Raw genomic sequence first — 23,606 nt, forward strand, 5'->3', positions numbered from 1 at the left:
TCGTCTCCTCTGCGTGTCACTTGGCGGTTTCACACAGAGACTCACGCGATGGCCCCCTTTGTTGAAGGCGACGCGCCGATGAAGGGCCGGTTCTACACCACCCGACGGGACGTGACCGAGGTCGTCTTTCGCCGGCTCGCACGAGACCTACGGCTACCGGCGCGTCCACACCGCCCTGGCCCGGCGCGGCGAGCACTGCTCGGCCGAACTGGTGCGCGCCCTGATGCGGGAGCAGGACCTGGTCCCGGCCCAGGGGCGGGCGTTCCGGCCGGTCACCACCGTCCAGGCGACTTCCGCGGCATCCCCGGCCTGGTCGGCCCGGACTTCACCGCCGCCCGTCCGGGCGTCAAGCTGGTCGCTGCATCCCATCGGGACAACTGTCCCCGGCGTACTCGGCCGGCGACCAGCCGTTCCTCCGTTCCAGATCGCTCAGCAGCCCGCCCAGGCAAGCCGGTGCCCGTGACCGGCGGCACGCGCCGCACGAAGGACGGTGCCAGCACCTGGGAGAACAACTCATCCAGTGCATCGTCCCAACACGCTGGGCCGGCCTGGGCTACCGGGACGACGCGGCCATCGTCCGATCACGTTGGAGCTTCACCACCCCATGGTCTCGGCGATGGCCGTCTCACGTTCGGGACTTCGACCAGCCAGAGCCTCGGAGTGCGGCTGGAGTGCTAGGAATGTCGCTCCGCTGAGTACGGCGCCAGTAGCGGGCCGAGCCGGTAGCGGCGTTCTCGGCGGCTTCGCGGGCCGGGGACGACGTTCGGGGCCTCGGCGAGGATCGGCGGATCGAGCAGGCCAAGAGGGGCCGGTGACGGTGATGCACTCCCAGTGGTGGGCGAGTGCGTTGATCGGGGACGATGGCATGCGGACGCAGCCCCTGTCGATTCTGTGCGGGAGACAGAACTGCGACAGCATGGGGCAAGGGTGGAATTCCTACAATGGTCGGCATGCGAATTAATCGGAAAATCCACTCGCGATTACTGGTGCAGCCACGTTCGTCTCCGTAGCCGTCGCGGGCGCCGCAGCGGTCTGCGCCATGTAATGCATCAGGGTGCGGAACGACTTTGCCCGCCACAGCTGTCACGTCCGCGACCGCGTGCCATGGATCGGTGCATCTAGCTCGACATATCCGCCCGATACCGACCAGGCGGAGTCGCCCAATTCCCACCTTCATCCTGGCGCATTTCAATACCAGCATGCTGGGCGGTCTGTGAGATTCTCAATGCGTATCCGGCGATCCGTCCAGGAACTGATGTGAATTGCCTCGAGCCGGAGGCAGCATCATCGAAGACACCTGCCGTTCGATGGCGGACGCACGAGCTCCGCGATTCGCTATTTCGACCAGCGCCGCTACCAGCCGACAACACAAAATCAAAGGAAGGACGTCCATGAAGAGATTACTATCGGCGATCGCCGCCCTCGCAGTCGCTTTCGCCGTGCTGCCGTCCGGCGTTGGATCAGCGGCAACCAGCCGCGCAGCATCTCCTGAATGCGGTAGTGCCAGTGACCAACAGGCGGCGATCCGCGAATTCGTTCAGCTTACGAGCGACAAGTTGAAGATCAACATCAAGGAAGAGAACTACGAGGTCCAGGTCGACGGCGCGAACTGCATCGTCAAGCCGCGAGGGAGTGCGCCGGTCACCAGCAAGACGGTGACCGACGCCCTCGGCAACAAGACGATCACGGTGAGCACCAGCACCACACACGTCCCGGATCTGTCTGGCGGCGGGGTCGCCACGATTCAACAGGACACGAAGTGGTATGAGCCCACCTGCATCGGCCCTTATGAAGATGAGACCCAGATCGGCATCATGAACCCCCTCTGCCTCCAATGGGGAGACATGCGCTACGAGAACGCGACCCGCGACAACTATGTGTTTCGCATGTACGCCACCTGTGGTGCGCGTAAAGGCGGCCCCGAGCTCTCGCAGGTTTACGCATGCAGTGTGGAGGCTGGACAATCCGGAGGCAGCAGTCCTGAATTGCTGCTGACTGACTACAACCCGAAAGGCACACTGTCGCTGCCTAACTGCCAAAGCATACCTCTCAACATCACGGCCGGACCGGTCTCGGCCGGGACGGCCGTGACCACCTGTGAAAGACTGGCACTGATCAAAAGCCCCGCGCCCGTCAATCCATGGATGGAAGTGGCCTGGCAGGGCAAGTCGTACTGGGAGGCTGACAAGCGAGAGGTCGGATTCCTCCTCGGCATATCCACCGCCCGGGGGTCAAACGCAGGCGTGACTGTCGGATGGGACATGAAAGTCGGCCCCTGCAGTCTCGCCGGGGTACCGTATCCTACGTGCGCTTTCTGACCTGCTGAGCTGACCGGACGTTTCGCTACACAATTGGGGCCCGTGGACTTCCGCGGGCCCATCGTGGTGGCCAGGGGGTTGCGCGGCGCACCTCGCCGGTGCCCAGTACGGTGAACGGCTCAGGCCGGCCCCGCAGCACCCCGTGGGGTTCAAGAAAATTCGAATCACTTCCAGCGCGGAGCCTTCCTCCGGGAGGGCGCGCGGGCTGGGGGCGCCGAACGGTTGGTTCGGGTCGCCTGGGATCAGATTGCGTGATCACGTCCACCGTGTACGCCATAATCCGGCGCCGGCTCTCCCTGCCCGCACTACTGCTATACCGCGACGCCTCCAAGGAGGCGGAATTGCTGGTGCTTCGACACCAGACGCGGTCCTACACCGCCGGGTTCTCACGGGGCGTTACCGACCAGCTGACCGCTTGCGGCTGGCGGCTCTCTCGCACCTGGTGCCCCGCAACAGTTGGGTAAGGTCTTCCCGATAACCCTGGCCACGTTGCTCGCCTGGCACCGCAAGCTCGTGGCGGAGAGGTGGGACTACAGCAACCGTCGCAGTCCTGGACGGCACCCACCGCCGTTGCGGTCAATATCCTCATCCTGTGCATTGCCGAAGAAACCCGAGATGGGGTCACCGGCGCATCCACGGCGAACTGACCTGCCTCGGCCATCCGTCGATGCGTGATGGCATCGATGATGATCGTGGCATATCGTTGACCTCTTCTGATCGCGAAGTCATCGCCGCCGATCGCCGGCGGGACGACCGGCGGCGGGATCCGGCAGCGCCACCAGGGTGCTCAGCACGCTGGTGCAGCTGAGCAGGATTCCGATCGTGGCTGGACGATTGACGCCAAGGGGTCTGGCTATGGCCGGTGGTCATAGGCGATCAGGGACCGCTTGATCGGCACGACGGTATGGCGCAGTGGCTTGAACAGTGCTGCGCCGGGCCGCTCGGGCTCGCCCTGGCAGGCCGGGCGCAGCAGTTGCAGCTCACGCTCGGCGAGCTCGGCTTCGAAGAGGCGGCCGTAGTGGTGTCGATCGGCGATGATCGTCTGATCTGGATGAGCGGCCAGGACGTCGGGTGCGGCCCGTAGCATGCCGAGCAGGACCTCGCGCTCATCGGCCTTGGGGCAGCGCTGAGGCCGAACAGCACCGATAGCCCGCCCAGCGTGCACAGCAGGTGCAGCCCGAAGCCCCGAAATAGCGGAGTGGGAGACACAGTAGCCGTACTCCGCCCACCCCGCCAGCGCCGGGCGCCGGGTCGTCTCCCGGGAGCGGCCGCACTCGATCGGCACTGGAGGCCGACCGCCCCAACCTCGTGTGGTCGTGGGACATCACCAAACTGAAAGGCCCGGTGCGAGGCCAATGCCGTTTAGTCAGCGATCTTGCTGGTGACCTCGCCCGGTGCTACAAGTGGTGTGATACTTCCGCAGGTGAGAGTGGTTCAGTGATGATCGGGAAGATCTCCCGGGCGACGTAGCGCTTGGGGCAGCGGATGATCTCCTTCTTGGACTTGCCTTCGCTGGTGCGGCGTTCGGCGTAGGCGCGGGTGTGTGCGTCGCGGCCGAGTCGGGTGACGACGATGGTGTAGAGGGCGCTGCTGCTTCGCCGGTCGCCACCGCGGTTGAGCCGGTGCCGTACGGTCTTGCCGGAGGATGCCTCGATCGGGTTGACGCCGCACAGGGCGGCGAAGGCGGCTTCGCTGCCGAGCCGGTCGGGGTTGTCGCCGGCGGTGATGAGCAGCGCGGCGGCGGTGTCCGGCCCGATCCCGTGCCGTTGGAGCAGCTTCGGCGCGTAATCGGTGATGATCGCGACCAGTGCGCGCTCGTGGGCGCGGCTCTCCTGGGTCAGGGCCAGGATGCGGCGGGCGAGCATGCGCAGCACCGTGCGGGCCGCGTCATCGATGGTGCAGTGCTCGGCCTCCGGCAGGTTCGCGCAGGTGCGGATGAGCGTGATCGACCCGAGGCCGGCGAGGGCGTCGCGCAGGGCCGGGTCGGCTCGCACCAGGACGGCCCGCAGCTGGTTGATGGCCTGGGTGCGAGCCTTGACCGCCGAGTCCCGGGCAACCTTGAGCATGCGGATCATCTCCACGGCGCCATCACCGGCCTTGGCGATGGCGGTCGCCTCCTGCGACAGCACGGCCCGGGCGGCGTTTTCGGCGTCGACGGTGTCGCTCTTGCCGCGCCGCCGCCAGCGGGCTCGATCGGGCCGGTTGACCTCCAGCACCTCCAGGTGGTGACGGCGCAGGTAGCGGTTGAGGGCGGTGCCGTGAGAGCTGGTGCCCTCGACCCCGGCCCGCCGCAGGTGGGCATGTCCGCGTGCCTATTGCAGCAGCGCGGCATAGCCGTCGGCGGTGGCCGGGAACGCCTGGGTGCCCAAGAGCACGCCCATGACGGTGATGACTGCTGCGACGTGCACGTCGTTGTGAGCGTCCACGCCGAGCACGATCTGCTCTGGCGTTTCGGCGGTGGCGGTGTGGTTGGCGGTGGAGCTGGTCACGGATCTCCTCAGCGGCAGGGCAGGTAATGGTGTGTCACCGGCCGGGCAAGGAGGTCAGGACTGTGATGATGCACAGGGCAAGGCCCTTATGGGGACACATCCGCGCCCGGCTCGACGGCACCGCCCGGGCCAGGGCGACAGGTCATCACCAAGGCACGAACGGCTCCTGGTCATCAACGTCCGGGCGTCCGCTGAACCGACACCGCCCACCCGAGCAGGACCATGACCCACTCCGTGCCCTGCCGAGGGTTCCGTTCATCCAAGCCCTGCGGCATGTGAGCATTCGGATCAGCTTCCGCCCCGGCTCCCCAGTGGTGGAAGCCTCGGATGGCTGGCGCCCGCAGGTGCGGCCGCCCGAAGGAGCGGTCTCTCGGCAGGACGGGGAGCCTGCAGCTGGGCGGGGACAGGAGCAGGAGTCCCGCGGCTACCGGCGGGGCGCGGGCTGTGGCTTCCGGCGCGGCGCCGTTGCCGGCGAACCTGATCGATCGCGGCGCCGTTCTCGGCGGCCTGGCCGTCCTCATCTGCTCCTTCGCCGGCGACTCCTTCCCGCGCCTCATGCTCGGCGTGGACTGGACCACGCCCAGGCACCGGCACAGCCGCGCACCCCCCGCCATCGGGGAGGTGACGGTCAGGTGACCGTTTCCAAGACGGCGCGGGAGCTGATCAACCCGCAGAGATGCCGGTGCGCCGGCCGCCGGCAGCGCGCCGTGCGGCCCCTCGTCCGGTCCCCGGCCCCGGTCGGACGTGACAAGTGCCAGACGCAGAGTCGTTGCCCGCCTCTCGGCAGAGGAGGACGACAGGCCGGTCCAACCTCCTGCAAGACGGGCTCGGCAGGGCGCTCACAGCATGTCGAGCGGCACCTTGTGGTCGGGCGCGGGGAAGGCGCGGTCCAGCGTCGCGAGGTCGTCGGCCGTCAGCCGCAGGTCCAGGGCCGCCGCGTTCTCCCGGATGTGGTCACGGGTGGCGGCTTTGGGTATGGCGATCACCGCGTCGTCACGCAGGACCCAGGCGAGCGCCACCTGCGCGGGCGTCGCGCGGTGGGCGGCCGCGACCTCGCGCAGTGCGGTGGAGCCGAGCAGGCGTCCCTGCTCGATGGGCGAGTACGCCATGGCGGGCATCGAGCGCCGCCGGCACTCGGGCAGCAGATCCACCTCGGGCCCGCGGCGGCTGAGGTTGTAGAGGATTTGATCAGTCTGGGGGGTCGCCCCGGAGGGAAGTGCTGCCAGGTCGCCGACGTCGAAGTTGCTGACCCCCCACGAGCCGATCGCGCCGTCGCCTACGAGGGAGTCGAATCCCCCTATGGTCTCCGCCAGAGGTACACTTCCCGGCCAGTGCAACAGGTAGAGGTCGATGTGGTCGGTGCCGAGCCGGCTCAGGCTCTCATGGCAGGCGGCCCGCACCCCGTCATGGTCGGCGCGGCTCGGCAACACCTTGCTGATCAGGAAGACCTCGTCACGGCGACCCGAGATCGCCGCGCCGACCAGGCTTTCGGCGGCGCCGTCGCCGTACATCTCGGCGGTGTCGATCAGGGTCAGGCCGAGGTCCAGGCCGGCCCGCAGCGCGTCCATCTCCTCGCCACGGCGTGCGGGATCCTCGCCCATATGCCAGGTTCCCTGGCCGAGTGCCGGAACCAGGACGCCCGACGGCAGTGCGACGGTGCGGGTGGCCGTCATGTGACTCCTCTTCCTCGCCGGCTCGGCTGGTGTCAGCGCCTGTGGCCGTTGGGGTGCAGGACGACCTTGGTCCAGCCCTCCTCGCGGGCGTCGAAGTTCCGGTAACCTTCCGGGGCCTGCTCCAGCGGCAACTCGTGTGAGACGACGAACGACGGCGTGGCGCGGCCGGTGTGGATGAGGTTGCGCAGCTGCCGATTGTAGGCTTTGACGTTGGCCTGACCGGCGCCGATCTTCTGGCCCTTGAACCAGTACAGTCCCATGTCGAAGGGGATCTCACCCTTCTTGGCCATCGCGTCGGGGGCGCCGGGGTCCTGGGGCAGGAACAGGCCGACCACGCCGATGCCGCCGGTCGGCCGTACCGACTTGACCAGGTTGTTCATCGTCATGTTGGGGTGCTCGGTGCCCTGCGGGTCGTGTGCCTGGTAGCCCACGCACTCACAACCCCGGTCGGCGCCTTCGCCACGGGTCTGTTCCAGCACCTGGTCGACGGGCGAGCCCTTGGAGTCGTCGATCGCGGTCGCGCCGATCGACTCCGCGAGCCGGAGCCGGTCGGGGTGGCGGTCGACGACGAAGACCTGGCTGGCGCCCTTGATCATCGCCGAGTAGGCGGCCATCTGGCCGATCGGGCCGGCGCCGTAGACGACGACCGACTCGCCCGGCCGCATGCCGGAAAGTTCGGTGCAGTGCCAGCCGGTGGGGAAGATGTCGGCCAGCATCACGTAGTCGTTCTGCTTCTCCTTCGCATCCGGCGGCAGCCGCAGGCAGTTGAAGTCGCCGTAGGGCACGCGCAGTAGTTCGGCCTGGCCGCCGTTGTAGGGGCCCATCCCGGCGAAGCCGTACGCGGCGCCGGCCGCGTCCGGGTTGAGGGTGAGGCAGAAGGCGGTCAGCCCGGCCTCGCAGTTCTTGCAGTGCCCGCAGGAGATGTTGAACGGCATGCACACCATGTCGCCGGCCTTGATCCGGTCGACCGCCGACCCGACCTCGACGACCTCGCCGAGGTTCTCGTGGCCGAGCACCCGGCCGGGCTCCAGGTCGGTACGCCCTTCGTACATGTGCAGGTCCGACCCGCAGATGTTGGTCGCGGTGACGTGGACCAGGACGTCGGTCGGCCGTTCGATGCGGGCGTCCGGCACGTCCTTGACCACCACGTCGCGGACCCCGTTGTAGACCAGTGCTTTCATGCTGTCCCCTTGATCGGTTTGCCAGGTGCCCGTGGGCCGGCGTGCGCGCATGTGCGGCGGGCGGTGGAGTGGATCCGTTGGTCGGCGGCAGTGCGAACCCAGTGCCGGTGAACGAGGCGGTCCCAGCTCAACTCATTCCCTCGAATTACAGGGCATAGGTTCCGTATCTGGTCAGATGTCTCCATTGATACGCCCAGCTCGAGGAACGCCGATTCGGAGGAGCTCGATGTGAGAACAGGCCGAGAAGGAGGAATCGGCAGAGGAAGCACCGGTGACGGACCTCACGCGGGGCGTGGCGTTCGCCGCGTGCTCTTCGCGATCGTCATCACGCAGCTGGTGCTTGGCTGAAGGAGCCGCGCTCCCCGCCTGTCGAGCGACCTTGATCGAACCGACCCTCACCGCCTGGCGTCAAGCCCGGCTCGATCGCCGTCCAACCGGCGCAGCCGCACCCACGGACCTGCGAGACATCTTCGACGCGATCTTGTATCTGAGCCGGACCGATGTCGCCCGGGCCTACCTCCCGCACGACTTCCCGCCTCACGGCACCGAAGACCTCACCGACCCGCCGACCGCCTCACAGGGCACCGACGCCGCGAAGAAGATCGTCGGACGCGAGCGGAGCGTGGCCACCGATGCCCTCGGCCTGCTCCTCGCCGTGGTCGGCTGCGCCGCCTCCGTCTCGGAGTACCAGGCCGGCGTCCAGGTCCTCGACCAGGCTAAGGACGCCTACCCACCCTGGCGGCGACCTGGGTCGAGACCGATTCACAGAACCAGTTCGCCGGACACGCCGCCACTCTCGGAGCCGACGCCGAGGTTGTCCATCGCGAGCCCGAGACCCGTGGCTTCCACGTCCTCAAACGACGCCGGATGATCGAGCGAACCTTCGGCCGGCTCATGCTCCGCCGCCGCCCTGCCCGCGGCTACGAGACCGAGCCCGCCAGCTCCGAGGCCATGATCCACATGGCGATGATCGGGACCGCGAAACCAGCGGCGGATGAACGTCGGCGGCGTGTCTGAGGGCGCTGTGGCGCCGTTGGTGCAGCGTCCACGGGCCGCCAGGCAGTTCGGCGGTGGACGGAAGCATCGCCTCGACCATCAGGTCGCCGCCCTCCTTGCCGCCACCCTGATGATCCCGGCACGATCGGTCGAGGCAGGTCACGGCGGTTCGCGCCGCCCCCGCGGCGCTATCGATACCGACCGTCAACATCCCTTCACCATAGGGTCATCCCCGGGCGGGAGGGCGGACACGGCGCGAAGGCCGCCGGTGGCGGGTTTCTACTGGGACTGCTCGGCGGCCTCCTCCGCCGTGACGCGGCCGCGTTCGGGGGCCGCCGCACGGGCCTCGGCGGGCGCAGGATCCGGCGGACGGCGCCAGTGCCAGTCCGAGACAGCCTGATAGGCCGCGACGACCGACAACAGCCGGTCCTCCGCGTACGGCAGGCCGCCGAGGATCGTGCCGATGGGCTCGCCCGTGGCGGTGAAACCGATGGGGAACCCGATCTCGGGCAGCCCGATGGAGTCGAACGGCGTCGGCGAGGTCTGCACCACCACGTCACAACTGCCGAATATCTGATCCAGCACACGTTCGAGCAACAGCAGCTTGGCCCGCTGCCCGGTGAGGTACTCGTTCGAACCCATCGTCGCGCCCTGCAGCCAGCCGATCACCGACACGCCGAACCCGCGCAGGTCGCTCCGCAGGTAGGACATGAACGGCTCGCTGCGCTCCGGCAGGCGTACGTTGTTGAAGTCGTTGCCGGTGAGCAGGCTCCAGTCAGCCGGGAACGGCACGTCCACCAGCGTGACCCCCCGAATCGCGGCCATCGCGGCCAGGAACGCGCGGCGGGCCAGGGCGGTCGCGGACGTGCCGTCGGCGTAGCCGGGGAGCACGCCGACGCGGGTGTTCCAGCGGAGTTTCACCCGGTTTCCCGAGTGCACCGGGGTGGCCGCGTTGATGAGGTCGGGAACCCTCGGCAGGCCCTGCGTACGCGGGTCGTTCTGGTCCTCGCCCGCCATCGCGGTGAGCATGATCGCCGCGTCCTTGGCGTCCCGCGCGAGCGGGCCCGGGTGGTCGCGGGTGTAGCTGAGAGGGATGATCCCGTACAGGGAGACCCGGCCCATGGTGGGCTTGAGGCCGGTGAGGTTCTGCGCGTTGGAGGGCGCGGTGATGGAGCCGCCGGTCTGGGTGCCGGTGCCGGAGGTGGCCATGCGCCCGGCCACCGAGGTCGCGGTGCCGGTGGACGAGCCGCCGGGATCGACGTTCGGCCGGTCCGGGGTCCACGCGTTCACCGTGGTGATCACGCCGGCCGGGGTGGTCGCCCTGGTGGTGGCCAGCGGGCCCATCTGGGTCTTGCCGAGCACGATTGCCCCGGCCGCCTTGAGGTTCGCCACCGGGGTGGCGTCGAAGGTGGGCACGAAGTCCTGGAACAGGAAGGAGTTCGCGGTGGTGCGCACCCCAGCGGTGTAGTAGTTGTCCTTGATCGCGAGCGGGATGCCGTGCAACACGCCCCGGTTGGGCCGCTTGGCCGCCGCCCTGGCCGCCTCGCGGGCCGCGTCGGCGAGCACGGTGTTGAACGCCTGGTAGGTCGCGTCGTACGCGGCGATTCTGGCCAGATACGCCTCGGTCAGCTCCAACGGGGAGATCTTGCGGTTGCGGATCATCCACGCGGCTTCGGCCAGCGTCAGCTCGGTCGGGTCGGCCATGGCCTCGGGCCGCGGCTTGACGTAGGCGTTGCCGCCGTCCAGGCCGGGCCGGTCCCGGTTCTTGTCCCCGGCCCAGGCGGCCGTCGGTGGCGCGGATAGGGCCGCCGTCCCGGCCGCGCTCAGGGCTGCGGCCCTGGCCAGAAACGCCCGCCGGTCGAAGGTGCGGTCGAGGGGCTGGTCACCGGATGGATTGTCGTTTGTGGTCATTTGCGCCACTCCGTCCCGATGGAGGGGTAGAGCATCGGGGCGCGCTGCTGGGAGAGCGCGGGTTCGGCCGCCGGGCTGGTTCCGTCCGGAGCAGGCAGCCGGTACGCGGCCAGCGCCGCCACCGAGCCGCGCATGAACGAGCGGAGCGAGGCCATGACCGTGTCGCGCCCCGGCGCGCCGGTCTCGGGATCGGCTGTGGTGCCTGGTGGGAGCTGGTCGAGGTCGATGCCGAGGATGGCGAGCCTGGCTCTGATCGCGGTGTCGAGCTCCGCGTCGGTTGGTGCGGGAGGTGCCACGAATGTTCTCCAAGAGGAACTTAGTCCGGTTTGAGAGAACTTCACATCGCACTTATGTCCGATAAATCACGGTTTTGTGAAACTCAAGTGTCCAGTGTTACTGCCGGTTCGTCGGGCACCTCCGTCCAGGGGGCGTCGACAGCGTTCACCCTGCGGAACGGGGTGCGCGTTCCGTCACCGTCGTCGACGCGCGGCGCGCGGGGATGAGCAGCCGCTCGTCGGCCCTCGTCCGGATGCACCACACGTTCGAGCCGGAAGCACGCCTGGCTGTCGACAGCCTCGCCTTCTTCCGCGAGCGGTCGGAACGGGCCGGGCGGCCGCCGGTCTTCCGCGAGTGCGGGTTCGTCCGCATCGTGCCGCCCGGCGGGGCCGCCCTGCAGCGCGAGCGGCCGGGTGCGAGGGGTGCGCACCGACGAGGGCGACCCCACGGCCGGCCTCGTCGTCCTCGCCACCGGGGCATGGACCCGGCCACCGCTCGGGACGGCGGGCGCCGACCTGCCCATCGAGGCCGAACACCACGAGGTGGCGGTCCCGCGGGACGGCCCGGGCGGGCCGGCCTTCCGGCTCGCGTGCATCGACTCGGGCACCCGCACCTACTTTCGTCCGGAGTCCGGCGGCGGCCTGCTGCTCGGCGACTTCGCCGGCCCGCGCGCCGGCGCCCCGGGCCCCGGTACCCGTTCCTCATCGAGGTGCTCGGATCCTTGCCGCGGCGTCGTGGAGCAACCCAGGCACCAGCCGGCGATGGACGGCGGACAACGGAGGCCACACGCCATTGCCCACTCTCCGGCGATAGTGCAGGAAGGTCATCAGCGACACCTGCTCGCCGGCTGTCCGTACAAGGAGGTTGCCGGTCAGAAACCAGGACGCGGCCTCGAGCCGGATCCAATCCTCGCCGCTTCCGCCGATCCGCCATCCGGCCACGGTGGCAGGAGAGCGGGTTCGGCTGAGCCGGAAACCGAGGAGACCGCACCAGATCAGTAGCTCTCCGACATTGGGGACGTCGCCGAAGATCGCCCGGGCCCACTGCTCCGGTGTCGCGTCCACGTCCGTGGAGAGGGTGAATCGGTCGGCGTAGTCGATGTCAGGCAAGGAGCTGAGCGTGCGGACGGACTCGGGGATGTTGGACGTTCCTACGGCGCTGTCGACGAAACCGAGGGTCATCTCACCGTCTCCGTTCATGTAGACAAGCGGTGGGCTCCATCGGCCTCACCTCCAGGCCCGGTGTGGACATCCGGCGTCGCCTGCCACTCGCGTCCGCCTCCCGCTCCGCCCCTTTTCCCGGTCGGCGGCAGGAGTCGGTTCACGGGATCGTCTTTTCGACGCGTAGGGAATCGATGGCGGCCAGGCTCCCACCCGCGAGGTCCACCCCGACCGCCTGCAACATCACCACGAGCGCACCGTCGGCGAGATTCCGCGCCAAGCCGTCCGTTCCCGCGTCCGTCAGCCGTGCGACTTCTTCCAGAATCGCCGAGATGACGGCGCGGCAGCGCGCCGCCACCGTCTCGTCCCTGCGCGCGGCGGCGCATGCCTGCAACCACAGGCCGGTGATGACTCCGTCGGCGAGCATCTCCCGGAAGCCGGAGCGCATTGCGGACAACGGATCGTCCGGAGACGTCGCCGCGGCCTGCCGGATGAGCTCAAGCATCTGACGCTCCATCTCATCGAGGCAGGCCAGGAAGAACGCATGCTTGCTGCCGAAGAGCCGGAAGACGTACGGCTGCGACACTCCGATCTCGTCCGCGACCTGCTGGATCGATGACGTCATGAGCCCGTGGTCGGCGAAGACCCGCATACCGGCCACGATGGCTTCCGCGCGTCGTTGTTTCGCGGTGCTGCGCCTTACGTCCATGTTCACATGGTACACAGTAACTACTTACTAATAAGCTCGGCCAGTGGCTGTGGTGAGATCTATGTCACTCGTCCAGGCGTTGTTAGTTAGTGCTTAATTACATCATGATGCCCTCATGGGAACCATGCGGGTACACCATCTCAACTGCGGCACGATGCATCCCGCGAGCCAACGCCTGATCAATGGGACGGGTGGTCTGTTCGCGGCGGCGACCCTGGTCTGCCACTGCCTGCTCGTGGAGACCGAGCAGAGCCTGATTCTGATCGACACCGGATTCGGGACGCGTGACGCCGAGGAGCCGGTCGGCTCGCTGGGGGAGAACTTCCTCCGGTTGATCCGGCCCGTACTCGACCCCCGGGAGAGCGCGTTGAGTCAGGTGATCCGGCTCGGCTATCAGCCGACCGACGTCCGGCACATCGTGCTCACTCACCTCGACCCCGATCACACCGGTGGGATCAGCGACTTTCCGTGGGCGACGGTGCACCTGCACGCCCGCGAGCACGAGGCGGGCATGCTCCGTCCGACCCGTGGCGAACGCCGCCGCTACCGGCCGAACCAATGGGCGCACGGGCCCGTCTGGTCGACCTACGACGAGACGGGCGGTGACGACTGGTTCGGCTTCGCGGCGGTACACCAGCTCGCTGGTCTGGCTCCGGAGGTCCTGCTGGTTCCGCTCGCCGGGCACAGTCGTGGGCACACCGGCGTGGCCGTGGACACGGGCGCGAACTGGGTGCTGCACGCCGGAGACGCCTATTTCTTCCGCGGCGAGATCGATCCGGCACGCCCGCATTGCCCGCGGGGGCTACGCATGTCCCAGAACATGGTGCAGTTCAACGGCCCCGCCCGGCGCGCCAACCTGACCCGGCTGCGCGAGCTGCGCGCCTCGCATCACCACCAGGTCGACGTGTTCTGCGCCCACGACCCGGTAGAGCTAGCACGCTACAACCACTACCCCACGGAGGATCTGTCGTGCCAATGATCGAACTCACGACCACCAAGGGCGCGTTGGACGATGCCGCCAAGCAGCAGCTTGCCGGCGAACTGTCGACGATCGTGCTCGAGATCGAGGCCGCGCCTCTCGCCCGCTTCGGAGACTTCGCGCATATGCAGGCGCTTGCCTGGTGCTTCGTCAACGAGCAGGACGTGTTCGTCGGCGGTCAGCGCCATGCGAAACCGATCTACCGCGTGACCGTCACGATTCCCGAAGGCGCGCCCGGGGTGTTCGGCCCCTTGGCGGAGCGAGGCCGCGACAAGCTGGTCAAGCGCGTCACCGCGGCGGTTCTGGCCGCGGAGGGCGCCGAGAACACCATGGTCGAGGCGCACCGCGTCTGGGTCCAGTTACGCCAGATCTCCAACGGCCACTGGGCAGCGTTCGGCGAGGTCGTCACCCTGTCCGAGCTCGCGGCCTACGGGTTGATCACCGACGAGCCGGGGAGCAAGACCGACTGCATGCGCCGGGCGGCGATGGAATCCGTCGCGGGCCGAGAATGACCCCATGCTGACATCGCTGGCGGCAAGGGCGGGTCTGCCGGAGAACGCTTCGCTGGCGGAGGTCGTGGAGGCGGTGCGCTCGATGCCGTACGGGCGGCCCAGGGACCGGAGCGCTCGGGGGGCGCTCGCCGAGTGGCGTGGGACGTGTTCGACGAAGCATGCGCTGCTGGCGGCGATCCTGGCCGAACACTGGCCACACACCAGACCGCAACTGGTCCATCGCGTCTACCGGTGCACGCCCGACGACGCCTCCCGCCGCTTCGGCCCGGCCGCGGCCACCGCCGTGCCTGAGGAAGGCTTGTGGGACGTGCACCGATATCTGACCATCGACCTGAACGGGAATCGCGTCGTCATCGACGTCACCTTCCCCTCCGGCCCGGCCTGGGACGGAGCCACCTCGATGCCGCTCGCGTGCGGGCCGGGAACCGACCATCCGTCCGGTCCCGGCCCTGACGCGGACAAGCGGGCGCTTGAGGCGGCTCACTGCGACCCGGCTGTCCGCGAGCCCTTCATCGCCGGCCTGAGCGAACCGGCAACGCCGCCACGAGGAGGACTCGTATGACCGGCGAGCGCGATCCGTCCGAGGAGGGGCAGGCGCCCATCGCGTCCGGGAAGGGGCGGCGGGCGGGGAGACGGTTCGGCGCCGGCACCGTGCCGGCGGCGTTGGCGGTTGTGATCACCGCGACGATGTTCGTCTTGTACCTGGGGTTGACCGCACAGCAGGGTGATCCTCCGGTGTCCTGGTTCACCGGAGGGCTCGTCGGGTGCGCTGTGCTGATGGCATACGGCATGACGCGCAAGGCCCCCGGACGGGGGACCGCGCTGGCGATCGCCGGTGTGGTCCTGATCATCTTTGGGTTCCTCGCGCTTCTGACGATCGGTCTGCCCCTCCTCATGGCGGGGGTGCTGGCGGTCATAGCCGCAGGTCTGAGCACCCGCGGACAGGCCTGATCACACGTTCACGACCTCATGTCATCGGACTTGAGGTGTGACATCGCCGCCCGGAAAGAGAACTTCGCGAAGGAGCAGTGGTCGTCCATGAGCGTTCTGTCCTCGATCAGCGGTCCGGCCGATCTCAAGGGGTTGAGCACGGCGCGGCTGGACCGGCTTGCCGCCGAGATCCGTGGGTTCCTGATCGGCGCGGTGTCCCGTACGGGCGGCCATCTGGGGCCGCACCTGGGCGTCGTGGAACTGGCCATCGCCCTGCACCGTGTGTACGACTCTCCCGTCGACCGCATCGTCTTCGACGTCGGTCACCAGGCGTACGTGCACAAACTGCTCACCGGGCGACAGGACTTCTCGCGGTTGCGGCGGGAAGGCGGGCTCTCCGGCTACCCCAGCGGGATGAGTCCCCGCACGACCTCGTGGAGAACCAGCACGCCTCCACGGCCCTCAGCTGGGCATACGGGCTGGCCCATGCCTACCGCCTGATCGACCGGCGCGACCGCCACGTGGTCGCCGTGATATGCCGGAGTTCGCCGCCTGGTGGTCCGATGTCGCAGCCTGCGCCATGACAACCATCCTGACTGGCACCCCGTTGACGCTGGCCAGAGTCGCGGCTGTGAGCCCGCGCCAGGAGATACCTGTCGGCGCTCTGGACGGCATCGCCGTGGTGCCCGAATCAGAGCGCCGGCCGGCCGGGCCGGCCCTGTTCATGGACACGGACAGGCCCCCCCGGGATTACTGCTGTGGGCGGGCAGGAGCTCGCCCAGCGGCTGGGGCTGGAGCCTCGCTATCTCGACAACGGTGAGGTGGTCCTGCACAACGGCGACTGGCCGGAGGCGCGGAGGCGCCGTATGTGGGGCGAGGCATGGCTGAGCCACAACACACCGCTCCTTCCGCCCTGGTGCGTCATGGCCGGGCGATGACCGACGCGAGCGTGCCCGAACCCGGCGCGACGGCGATCCTTCAAGCCACTCACGCGGTGGACCTGGCCCTGGCCGCCTCGATCCACAGTCGCCTGCTGATGGAGGCCGTCATCGAGATGGATGGCGCTGGTCAGGAACAGCAAGCCGCGCAGACCGAAGCCCAGGGGATCGCCTGGATGAAGATCGGCGATGAGATCCCGGCCGTGCCCATCGCCTACGCGCGGACCCTGACTGCCCATCTGCCCGCCGTGCGCCGGGCCTGCACACCGGCCTCGTAACCACGGCATCCGCCCAGCGCTTCTCCTTGGTCACCCAGTTCCGCACGGTCTCCCGCGATACACCGAAATCCTTGGCGGCTTGCCCGATTGTCGACTGCTCGTCCAAGACGGCCTTGACGACCTCGTCCTTGAACTCCTCTGAATAGTTCTTCCCCGCCACGAACCCTTCCTTCCAGACCAGTCAGCACCCTCCTACTTGGCCGTGTCCGGAAGATCAGGGGCACCTCAATCCGCCTTTCTCGATACCGCTGCCGCCCTTGGCCATGTGTCCGGCTCTCCCGGACTCGGACTACTACGGCGGCTCCGCCCCGTCCTGACCTGTTCGGCCGACGATGAGCCCAGCCCGCCTTCCGCGCCGGACCCACGCCATCTGGCGGTGCTGGCCCGTCCCGGCTTTGTCGCGGCTGCTCCCGCCTCTCCCGGGTCAGGCTGCCGCCAGCTTCACCGTCCTGCCGCGACAGGAACGGCGGCGAAGGTCTCTCACCTCCACTCAAATCATCAGCGCCTCACGGCGCACGTGGATTCAGGCTGGGCTTCGATCAGCCGGCAAGAGCAGGTCGCCGGAAGAGCCCGCGCACTTGCGCGGGCCCTTCCAGCGCCAGACCATCGTGGACGTGACCTGCTCCTGCCTTCTCACATCCTGAACCCACGGCACGAGCAGGATCGGCATCAGCGGATACGGACGATCCAGCGCCCGTTCGCCGATCACCTGTGCTGGCGAGACGCCATCAGCGGACACCTCAGCGTGGCATCAGTACCAACCACGTCAGAGGCGACGGCATTAACGGTGATGCCGTAGCGTATGCGTGGCCGCCGTGGATCAAGGTCTTGCGGTTCTATTCGGCCGAGATCGCCTGCCTGTCATGCCGCCTGGCGGGACATTACGCGCGCGTGTGACGCTCGCGGTTCAGCACGTCCTGACTTCGTCGAATTGGGCAAACGGGGATCTCGACGCGTGGTACTCCCTCTCGCCGACGGTCAACGTGTGACAACCGCTGTCCGGCGCCCCGGTCCAGATCTGGCGCAGGCCATAGGAAACCTCGATAGGCAGATCTTCGTCCTCAATAAGCTCGGTGTCGTCCACCGCCGCCTAGGCAGGCATCACGATGCCCTCGCCCACCTCCGACAGGCACTAGAGCTTGCTCGCAACATCGGCACGCGGCTCGGGCAGATCGACGCCCTCACCGGACTCGCGGCCCTCGCTGAAGCAGGCCACCGAACTACGGAGGCCCTCGACCACTGCACCGCCGCACTGGTTCTTGCCAATGATCAGGGTGATCCATACAACCGGGCCGAAATCCATGACCATCTCGGCCGCCTGCACCATCGGCACAGCGACCAGGAACAGGCCCGCCACCATTGGCGGCAAGCAGCGGCAATCTTCACCGAGCTAGGCCTCCCGCAGGCCGATCACATCCGCACCCGACTCGCTGATTGCTGATGAGCCCTTCCGCGTCGGGGGTATCACTCTCAGGGACGCCGCTGCCCTCGCAGGAGCCGAGGCCCTCGACCAGGCCGAGGAGTTCGGGGTGGCCGGCGAACCGGTCGCTGCGCACCTGGGCGATCTTGTCGCCGATCTCCGGGTCGGGGTCGTCGGTGAGGTCCAGCGAGACCATGTCGGCCGCGAGCGGGATGCCCATCGCGTCGATCTGGCGGTGCAGCCGGTCGTACATGTAGGTGCGGTAGGCGTCGATGTCCTTCAGCGCGTACATGGCGCCGTAGTGGAAGTCGCCGCCGAAGTCGCGGCCGACCATGAAGAACTCGACGACGTCGAGCTGGTCGCCGAGCTGCCGCAGCAGGTCGAGCGCGTGCTGGACCTGCTCTTCTGGAGCGTCGGGCTTCATGGCGACGCGGATCTGGTGGTAGATCACGAGGTTCTCCTCAAGCGTGCTGCAACCGTTTGCTCCTTGGGAAGCCTGGACTCCGGCCCTGCTTGACACAACGAATCGTTGCTTCAATCCCCGGATCAACGCATCCGGATGTCGTGTCTGGGATCGGCGTCGCCCTGACCTGGCGGCATGGCAGGTGGTCCGCTGCGCGACGTCCAGCATCTGCACGCCGAAACCGCGTTCGAGCGCGCCCTCGAGCGCGGCGGACTGCCCGCCGATACCGATCCGGGCTTCCTGCCGGAGATGATCTCCGGCTCGCTCCCTTTCCACTGGCTCATGCTCGGCCACCCCCTGGACGACGAATTCCTGGAACGGGTGGCGGACTTCGTTCTCCGCGGCGCACAGGCCGGACCGGCCGGTGGTGCCGTAGGCGCATAGTCGTCCTTTCGGCCAAACATCCAGTGCGGACCGGGTCGCCCTGTCCGGTGCTCGGCTCGCGGTACCACTCTCGCGGGCGGCCGGTGCCGTTCGCGTCGGCGACAATCGCCTGAGCTCGGCTCTGCCGGGATCTTGGAGATCCCCATGGGAGCGGCATGATCAGCGGGGCCGCTGCCGGGCAAGATCCGCCGTGCGGTCCGCGCCGGAGCGGTCAAAATCATCGTTCTGCAGGCGGACTGCTACCGGGCCCGTGTGCAATACCGCAGTGAAGATCATGAATCTGAACCCGCTCAAGGCCCGGAGAGCGGGACGGCCATGGCTGGCGACGGCGGTCACGCTGGTGGTGCTCGTACTGGCGTACGTTTCAGGACAACTGCTGGCGGCATGGGCCCCGCAGGAGTACGAGTTCTACGAGAAGCCACCGGTGTGGCCGAAGCTCGCCTCAGGTGCGCCGGCGGTCATCATGACCGTCCTGCTCGCCGCCTGGGCACTGGCCCGGCAGGCGATGGACCGGACACGGGCGAGGCGAGTGCCGGCGCCCACCGCGACGGAGCTGGCGGCGCTACCGGTCAAGGACCGCGAGGAATTGCTGATCCAGCGCCGGCAGGCGCGCACCCAATGGATCAGCGGAACAGGTGTGGTGTTGAGCGTGGTTTTCACCGCGTTCGGCCTGACATACACCGCGCTGACCCTGGAGGAAACCCGCGAGGCGCAGATCACCGACCGCTACACCAAGAACATCGAGCAGCTGGGCTCATCCACGCTCGACGTCCGCTTAGGCGCGATCTACGCGCTGGAACGCCTGGCCCGAGACTCCCCGCGTGACCACGACACCATCTATGACGTGCTGACAGCCTTCGTCCGCGAGCACGATCCCGTGCCTGAGGCCAAACCGCCGGCGAAGCCGGCCGCTGACATCCAGGCCGCCTTGACCGTCATCGGCCGTGGAACCGCTGAACCGTACTATCTGCCGCTGAATGCCGACCTCGGTGAGATCCGCGCTCCCGGTGCGAACCTGGACCATGCAAATCTCATAAGTTCGGATCTTCGCTTGGCCAACCTGAGGAAGGCGAACCTGGTTCAGGCGACCCTCATCGACGCGAACCTGAGCAGGGCGGACCTGAGCGGGGCGGACCTGAGCAGGGCGGACCTGAGCGGGGTGAACCTGAGCAAGGCGCACCTGAGGGGGGCGGATCTGAGCGAGACAGATCTGAGCGGGGCCGACCTGAAAGGCGCGGACTTGAGAGGTGTCAGAGGGATGACGCCTGATCAGATCCGGCGGGTTGCCGTCACGGACAAAACCACTCGGTTCTGACGAACGATGAAGCCGTCCCGAGGTGGGGTCGGTGGGTGGCGACGGCAGAGGCGCGGGCTTCCGGACGGCGTGGTGCGGGAGGGCTGCCAGACACCTGGGCCGTGGTCACCGGCGCGTCCAGGGGCATCGGCCTGGCCGTCGTCCGAACCCTGGCCACCGTCGGAACCCTGGCCGCGGAGGGCCACTCGTCGTGGCTCTCGCTCAGCGACGTGTGGACAAGACCAGGCGGGGCCGTCGATGGCCAGTGACGCGCGACCAGACGCCAGTGCCAGCGCAACAGCGTCCCCGGTGTCACCAGTCGGTGGGCGCGCAGCACCGCTGGCGGTCCGCGAGCCAGCGCGGACAGCACCGCTCGATCCGCCCATGACAGTGGCGCGCCGTCGGTCACGGGGATGCCGGTCAGCTCGCCCAGCCCTGCCATGGCGAGCACCGTCACCTGCTTCACCCCCGCGGGCAGCGGTGGGAAATAGACCTCCACCGGGTAGCGGGTGCCCTTCATGAAGGAGTCCGCGGTGTAGTTCTTCCTGGTGCCGAACGCCTTCTGCTCACCGGGCGCCTGCCGCACCTCACCCGGCGAGGGCGTCGGCGCGGAACACCCTCCGAGTACGACCATGACAGCGACGGACACGGTCAGGGCGGTGCCACGCACAACAAACTCTCCCTTCAACGAGATCATTCGCGACTGAGATCGGCCGTCAAGTTGATACTCCCGACTGTGGCAGGGCGTCAGAACTCCCAGGCGTCGTCGCGCAGGAGCACCACCTTCCCGCCGGGCCCCAGCCCGGTGACCGTGACGTCCGGGCCGCCGACCATGAAGTCGACGTGCACGCGCGAGGTGTTCACGCCCGCCGCGTCGAGCCGTGCGGGATCGTCGGTACGCAGGTGGGCGGGCACGCCTGGAGGCAGCCCGGCGCCCCAGGCCAGGTGGCAGGTGGCGTTCTCGTCCAGAAGGGTCTCCAGGTAGGTGATGCCGCTTTCGCCCACCCGCGAGGAACGGTCGACCAGAGCGAGCTCGCCCAGCCGGGCCGCTCCCGCGTCGGTGGCCTGGTGCGCGCGGACGACGTCGGCTCCGGCGCTCGCCCTGACACCGGTCACGAGGCCGTCGGCGAAGGTCAGTTCCAGATCGCGGATGACGGTGCCGTCGAGGGACAGCGGCCGGGTGGCGCGGACCGTGCCGTCGACGCGCCGGTAGTCGGGGGTGGTGAACACCTCCTCGGTCGGCAGGTTGGCCTGGAAGGGGCGGCCCTTGACGTCCTCCAGGCGGGCGACGGTCCAGTGGGCGTCCGGGAGCAGGCCGATGGTCAGGTCGGTGCCGGGGCCCTCGAACCGCACGGCGTCCAGGCGCATCTCAGTGAGCCGTCGGGCGCGGTCGAGCAGTTCGGCGATGCGCTGCCGCCACGCCTCGCGCGGGTCGGGCTCGTCCAGACGGAGGATGCGGCGCAGGTGCCGCCACAGCCGGGCCTGGTCGGGTTCGCCGAAGACGGCGCGGGCCCACTCGGGCGTCGGGTAGGGGACGATCGTCCAGCGGACCAGGTTGCCGAGCTGGAGCCGCTGCCGGGAGGTCAGGGCCGGCATGCGGTCCAGCCCGACGCGCACCGGGTCCAGCCCGGCCAGGACGTCGGGGGCGGCGGCGCCGCGGATGTTGACGAGGACGCCGCTTTCGCGTCCGAGCTCGTCGTTGCGGGCGTCGAGCCACGAAGGCACCTCGGCCAGGCTCGCGGTGGCGGCGTGCCGGACGCGGGATCGTTTGACGTACGGGTCGAAGTACCAGACGTCGACGTAGCGGGCGCCTCTGGCGTACGCAGCCTCGGCCAGGGCGCGGGCGAGCGGGGCATGCTCGATCTCAGCGTTGATCAGCACCCGGTTGTCCGCCAGCAGGGGCACGGCCACGTCGAACACGACGTCGGCATAGCCGGACAGGTCAGCGGGGGGAAGGGTCAAGGGGGCTCCTTCGTGTTCGTGGTGACGTACGGGCAGAAACAGCAGCGCTCCGGCGGCGGACACGACGCCCGCGAGGGCGAAGCCGCCGGCCAGGCCGAACCGGTCGGCGAGGGCGCCGAGGGCCAGGGTGGCGGTGAGGAATCCGATGTCGAAGAAGGCCGTCGTGGTGGCGACGGCGGATCCGCGTTCGCGGACGGGCAGGCCGTGCACCGCCATCCTGAGGAAGGCGGGCAGCCCGAGGCCCTGCCCGGCGCCGATCAGCGCGATCGCGCACCAGGTCCCGGCCGGAGAGGGCCAGGCGGCGAGCAGGATCGATCCCGTCCCGGTCAGCAGGAGGGAGGTGACGGCCAGGCGCGTCGGGGCGGCCGTGGCGAGCAGGCGATATCCGGCCAGTCGGATGGCGACGAGGACGCCGCCGTAGACCAGGAAATGGAGGCCGCCGGAGCCGCCGAGCGCGGCGAGGTGCAGGGGCAGGAAGGCGCTGATGGCGGTGTAGCCCCACACGGAGGCCAGGTAGCCGAAACCGGGTCGTAGAGCGGACGTGTGGTGCGGCCGGGCCCGCCGGGTTCCCGGATCCGGGCTCGCGCTCTCCGTGTCCGGGCTCGTCGTCTTCGGCAGGGTGAGGCCGAGCGCCGCCGACCCCAGCGCCACGGCCGCGGCCGTGACCCAGACTGCGGCGAACCCGGACGCGGCGTACAGCGTCTCGGCGATGACGGGTCCCGTGAGCAGGCCGGCGTTGACGGCGACGGAGAAGTGGTTGATCGCCGCGCCGGGCCGCCGGTGGTCGCTGGCCAGAGTTGCGAGGCCGACGTAGGCCAGCGCCTCACCGATGCCGGCGACGCCGCGCAGGACGAGGAAGAGCGGTAAGTGCCCGACGGCGAGCAGCGCGAGGGACGTGCCGGACAGCAGCAGCGCGCCCGCGCACAGGGCCGTGCGGCGTCCGGCCCGGTCGGCGACCCGTCCGGCCAGCGGGCGCGCGAGCACCCCGGCCACCGCGGTGACGGCCAGCGAGACGCCCACCATGCCGGCCTGCTGGCCCAGCGGGCCGGTGACGTATCGCGGAACCGCCGGGATGAGCAGTCCCATCGACAGGAACGCGCCGGCCGCGCAGACGAGCAGACGGCCGATCACCGCTCGTCACGCAGTTCGGGCAGGCGGCCGATCATCGTTCGTCACGCAGTTCGAGCAGCAGCGCGGTCATGCTGACCTTGACGCCGTCGTGCGGCGGGCCGGCCTTGTCGTGCAGGAGCGCCACGGCCTGGTCGATCAGGCCGACGATCTCCTCCCAGACGGGCCTGGCCAGCCATACCTCGGCGTCCATCGACGTGCGCCGGCGATCAGTCTCAGCCAGGCGCCTGGCCAGGTCAGTGCTCATCGCCCGGTGGACGAGTTGCCGTCCCTCGGACCGGTCGAGGCGCTCGCCGCTGGACGGATCGTACCGGTATCGCAGTTGCGGACGGCCCTTGCCTGCCCGCGGCCGCTCGTCCGTCTGCTGGAGGAAGCCCGCTTTGGCCAACTGGCGCAGGTGGTAGCTGGCTGAGGCGTGCGCGATGCCGAGTTCGTCGGCGACCTCGGTGGCCGACATCGACGCGCCGGTGAGCAGCGACACGATGCGGATGCGCAGCGGGTTGGCCAGGGCGCGCAGGGGAACCAGGTCATCCTGATTTTCCAAAGACACCTTGGGATTATAATTTATCCAACAGCTCTTGGGAAAGAGGTGGCTCTGCGACTCG

Annotated in this window: 23 protein-coding genes and 6 pseudogenes; 14 read left to right on the forward strand and 15 right to left on the reverse strand. The window is 68.6% G+C overall.

The window, feature by feature from the left end; all coding sequences use genetic code 11:
• Positions 1–355 precede the first annotated feature (355 nt).
• Positions 356–466: pseudogene (locus ABFX54_RS57220) on the reverse strand (IS701 family transposase); the annotation flags it as partial.
• A gap of 925 nt (positions 467–1,391) precedes the next feature.
• Here ABFX54_RS57220 and ABFX54_RS43285 point away from each other — a divergent pair.
• Entirely contained in the window at positions 1,392–2,318 is a 927-nt protein-coding gene (locus ABFX54_RS43285) for a hypothetical protein (protein WP_346112777.1), read from the forward strand.
• An 853-nt stretch (positions 2,319–3,171) separates the two neighbouring features.
• On the opposite strand, the pseudogene ABFX54_RS57225 reads toward ABFX54_RS43285, so the two are convergent.
• From ABFX54_RS57225 to ABFX54_RS43300, 3 genes and pseudogenes are all read right to left on the reverse strand, one after another.
• A pseudogene (locus ABFX54_RS57225) lies at positions 3,172–3,600 on the reverse strand (transposase family protein); the annotation flags it as partial.
• A gap of 115 nt (positions 3,601–3,715) precedes the next feature.
• On the reverse strand, positions 3,716–4,612 hold the full coding sequence (locus ABFX54_RS43295) for a transposase (protein ID WP_346112824.1): 897 nt from the start codon (positions 4,610–4,612) through the stop codon (positions 3,716–3,718).
• A gap of 18 nt (positions 4,613–4,630) precedes the next feature.
• Positions 4,631–4,807, reverse strand: a complete 177-nt coding sequence (locus ABFX54_RS43300; RefSeq protein WP_346112780.1) for a hypothetical protein — start codon at positions 4,805–4,807, stop codon at positions 4,631–4,633.
• A 444-nt stretch (positions 4,808–5,251) separates the two neighbouring features.
• Here ABFX54_RS43300 and ABFX54_RS43305 point away from each other — a divergent pair, with 444 nt between their 5' ends.
• On the forward strand, positions 5,252–5,443 hold the full coding sequence (locus ABFX54_RS43305; protein WP_346112781.1) for a hypothetical protein: 192 nt from the start codon (positions 5,252–5,254) through the stop codon (positions 5,441–5,443).
• A 203-nt stretch (positions 5,444–5,646) separates the two neighbouring features.
• Here ABFX54_RS43305 and ABFX54_RS43310 read toward each other — a convergent pair whose 3' ends face one another.
• A complete protein-coding gene (locus ABFX54_RS43310; RefSeq protein WP_346112782.1) occupies positions 5,647–6,480 on the reverse strand; it encodes an aldo/keto reductase in 834 nt (277 codons plus the stop codon).
• A gap of 32 nt (positions 6,481–6,512) precedes the next feature.
• A complete protein-coding gene (locus tag ABFX54_RS43315) occupies positions 6,513–7,661 on the reverse strand; it encodes a glutathione-independent formaldehyde dehydrogenase (protein ID WP_346112783.1) in 1,149 nt (382 codons plus the stop codon).
• Positions 7,662–8,001: 340 nt separating this feature from the next.
• Between ABFX54_RS43315 and ABFX54_RS43320 the strand changes: the two are divergent.
• Positions 8,002–8,678 (forward strand): annotated as a pseudogene (locus ABFX54_RS43320) (transposase).
• Between the two features lie 258 nt (positions 8,679–8,936).
• Here the strand turns inward: ABFX54_RS43320 and ABFX54_RS43325 are convergent.
• Both ABFX54_RS43325 and ABFX54_RS43330 read right to left on the reverse strand, forming a co-directional pair.
• Positions 8,937–10,568, reverse strand: a complete 1,632-nt coding sequence (locus tag ABFX54_RS43325) for an amidase (RefSeq protein ID WP_346112784.1) — start codon at positions 10,566–10,568, stop codon at positions 8,937–8,939.
• Positions 10,565–10,864, reverse strand: coding sequence for a hypothetical protein (locus ABFX54_RS43330; RefSeq protein ID WP_346112786.1), 300 nt, complete (start codon positions 10,862–10,864; stop codon positions 10,565–10,567). The genes ABFX54_RS43325 and ABFX54_RS43330 overlap by 4 nt, the downstream gene beginning before the upstream one ends.
• A gap of 393 nt (positions 10,865–11,257) precedes the next feature.
• Here ABFX54_RS43330 and ABFX54_RS57230 point away from each other — a divergent pair.
• A pseudogene (locus ABFX54_RS57230) lies at positions 11,258–11,503 on the forward strand (FAD-dependent oxidoreductase); the annotation flags it as partial.
• A 42-nt stretch (positions 11,504–11,545) separates the two neighbouring features.
• On the opposite strand, the gene ABFX54_RS43335 reads toward ABFX54_RS57230, so the two are convergent.
• Together ABFX54_RS43335 and ABFX54_RS43340 are read right to left on the reverse strand one after the other, a co-directional pair.
• Positions 11,546–12,025: a hypothetical protein gene (locus ABFX54_RS43335; protein WP_346112788.1), complete on the reverse strand. Its 480-nt coding sequence runs from the start codon at positions 12,023–12,025 to the stop codon at positions 11,546–11,548.
• 139 nt (positions 12,026–12,164) lie between these two features.
• Positions 12,165–12,713, reverse strand: coding sequence for a TetR/AcrR family transcriptional regulator (locus ABFX54_RS43340; RefSeq protein ID WP_346112790.1), 549 nt, complete (start codon positions 12,711–12,713; stop codon positions 12,165–12,167).
• 115 nt (positions 12,714–12,828) lie between these two features.
• Here ABFX54_RS43340 and ABFX54_RS43345 point away from each other — a divergent pair, with 115 nt between their 5' ends.
• The 7 genes and pseudogenes from ABFX54_RS43345 to ABFX54_RS43375 all read left to right on the forward strand — a co-directional run bounded on the left by ABFX54_RS43345 (position 12,829) and on the right by ABFX54_RS43375 (position 16,350).
• The gene (locus ABFX54_RS43345) at positions 12,829–13,692 is read left to right on the forward strand and encodes an MBL fold metallo-hydrolase (RefSeq protein ID WP_346112792.1); all 864 of its coding nucleotides are present in this window, start codon (positions 12,829–12,831) and stop codon (positions 13,690–13,692) included.
• Positions 13,689–14,204: a hypothetical protein gene (locus tag ABFX54_RS43350; RefSeq protein WP_346112794.1), complete on the forward strand. Its 516-nt coding sequence runs from the start codon at positions 13,689–13,691 to the stop codon at positions 14,202–14,204. Before ABFX54_RS43345 ends, ABFX54_RS43350 begins: the two co-directional genes overlap by 4 nt.
• Before the next feature lie 4 nt (positions 14,205–14,208).
• Positions 14,209–14,766, forward strand: coding sequence for a hypothetical protein (locus tag ABFX54_RS43355; protein WP_346112795.1), 558 nt, complete (start codon positions 14,209–14,211; stop codon positions 14,764–14,766).
• Entirely contained in the window at positions 14,763–15,155 is a 393-nt protein-coding gene (locus ABFX54_RS43360) for a hypothetical protein (RefSeq protein WP_346112796.1), read from the forward strand. The genes ABFX54_RS43355 and ABFX54_RS43360 overlap by 4 nt, the downstream gene beginning before the upstream one ends.
• Before the next feature lie 87 nt (positions 15,156–15,242).
• Positions 15,243–15,694: pseudogene (locus ABFX54_RS43365) on the forward strand (1-deoxy-D-xylulose-5-phosphate synthase N-terminal domain-containing protein); the annotation flags it as partial.
• 198 nt (positions 15,695–15,892) lie between these two features.
• Positions 15,893–16,072, forward strand: coding sequence for a hypothetical protein (locus ABFX54_RS43370; protein ID WP_346112798.1), 180 nt, complete (start codon positions 15,893–15,895; stop codon positions 16,070–16,072).
• Positions 16,069–16,350, forward strand: a complete 282-nt coding sequence (locus tag ABFX54_RS43375) for a hypothetical protein (protein ID WP_346112799.1) — start codon at positions 16,069–16,071, stop codon at positions 16,348–16,350. The genes ABFX54_RS43370 and ABFX54_RS43375 overlap by 4 nt, the downstream gene beginning before the upstream one ends.
• A gap of 28 nt (positions 16,351–16,378) precedes the next feature.
• Here the strand turns inward: ABFX54_RS43375 and ABFX54_RS57235 are convergent.
• Positions 16,379–16,510, reverse strand: a pseudogene (locus ABFX54_RS57235) (transposase); the annotation flags it as partial.
• A gap of 642 nt (positions 16,511–17,152) precedes the next feature.
• Between ABFX54_RS57235 and ABFX54_RS57240 the strand changes: the two are divergent.
• On the forward strand, positions 17,153–17,791 hold the full coding sequence (locus ABFX54_RS57240; protein ID WP_428834631.1) for a tetratricopeptide repeat protein: 639 nt from the start codon (positions 17,153–17,155) through the stop codon (positions 17,789–17,791).
• On the opposite strand, the gene ABFX54_RS43385 is transcribed toward ABFX54_RS57240, so the two are convergent.
• Positions 17,733–18,221 (reverse strand): Dabb family protein, encoded by a 489-nt coding sequence (locus ABFX54_RS43385; protein WP_346112801.1) that lies wholly within the window; start codon positions 18,219–18,221, stop codon positions 17,733–17,735. The two genes, ABFX54_RS57240 and ABFX54_RS43385, sit on opposite strands and share 59 nt — an antisense overlap.
• Positions 18,222–18,368: 147 nt before the next feature.
• Between ABFX54_RS43385 and ABFX54_RS43390 the strand changes: the two genes are divergently transcribed.
• Complete coding sequence (locus ABFX54_RS43390; protein ID WP_346112802.1) at positions 18,369–18,617, forward strand: TetR-like C-terminal domain-containing protein; 249 nt, start codon at positions 18,369–18,371, stop codon at positions 18,615–18,617.
• Positions 18,618–18,891: 274 nt separating this feature from the next.
• Positions 18,892–19,932 (forward strand): pentapeptide repeat-containing protein, encoded by a 1,041-nt coding sequence (locus ABFX54_RS43395; protein ID WP_346112825.1) that lies wholly within the window; start codon positions 18,892–18,894, stop codon positions 19,930–19,932.
• Here ABFX54_RS43395 and ABFX54_RS43400 read toward each other — a convergent pair.
• From ABFX54_RS43400 to ABFX54_RS43410, 3 genes are all read right to left on the reverse strand, one after another.
• Positions 19,907–20,581: a hypothetical protein gene (locus tag ABFX54_RS43400; protein ID WP_346112804.1), complete on the reverse strand. Its 675-nt coding sequence runs from the start codon at positions 20,579–20,581 to the stop codon at positions 19,907–19,909. The genes ABFX54_RS43395 and ABFX54_RS43400 overlap by 26 nt on opposite strands.
• A 77-nt stretch (positions 20,582–20,658) precedes the next feature.
• Positions 20,659–23,004 carry an aminopeptidase gene (locus tag ABFX54_RS43405; RefSeq protein ID WP_346112805.1) on the reverse strand — a complete coding sequence of 782 codons (2,346 nt, stop codon included), beginning with the start codon at positions 23,002–23,004 and terminating at the stop codon, positions 20,659–20,661.
• 31 nt (positions 23,005–23,035) lie between these two features.
• Positions 23,036–23,551: an ArsR/SmtB family transcription factor gene (locus ABFX54_RS43410; protein ID WP_346112806.1), complete on the reverse strand. Its 516-nt coding sequence runs from the start codon at positions 23,549–23,551 to the stop codon at positions 23,036–23,038.
• Positions 23,552–23,606 lie beyond the last annotated feature (55 nt).

It is taken from the genome of Nonomuraea maheshkhaliensis, from assembly GCF_039529435.1.
GTDB lineage: Bacteria > Actinomycetota > Actinomycetes > Streptosporangiales > Streptosporangiaceae > Nonomuraea > Nonomuraea maheshkhaliensis.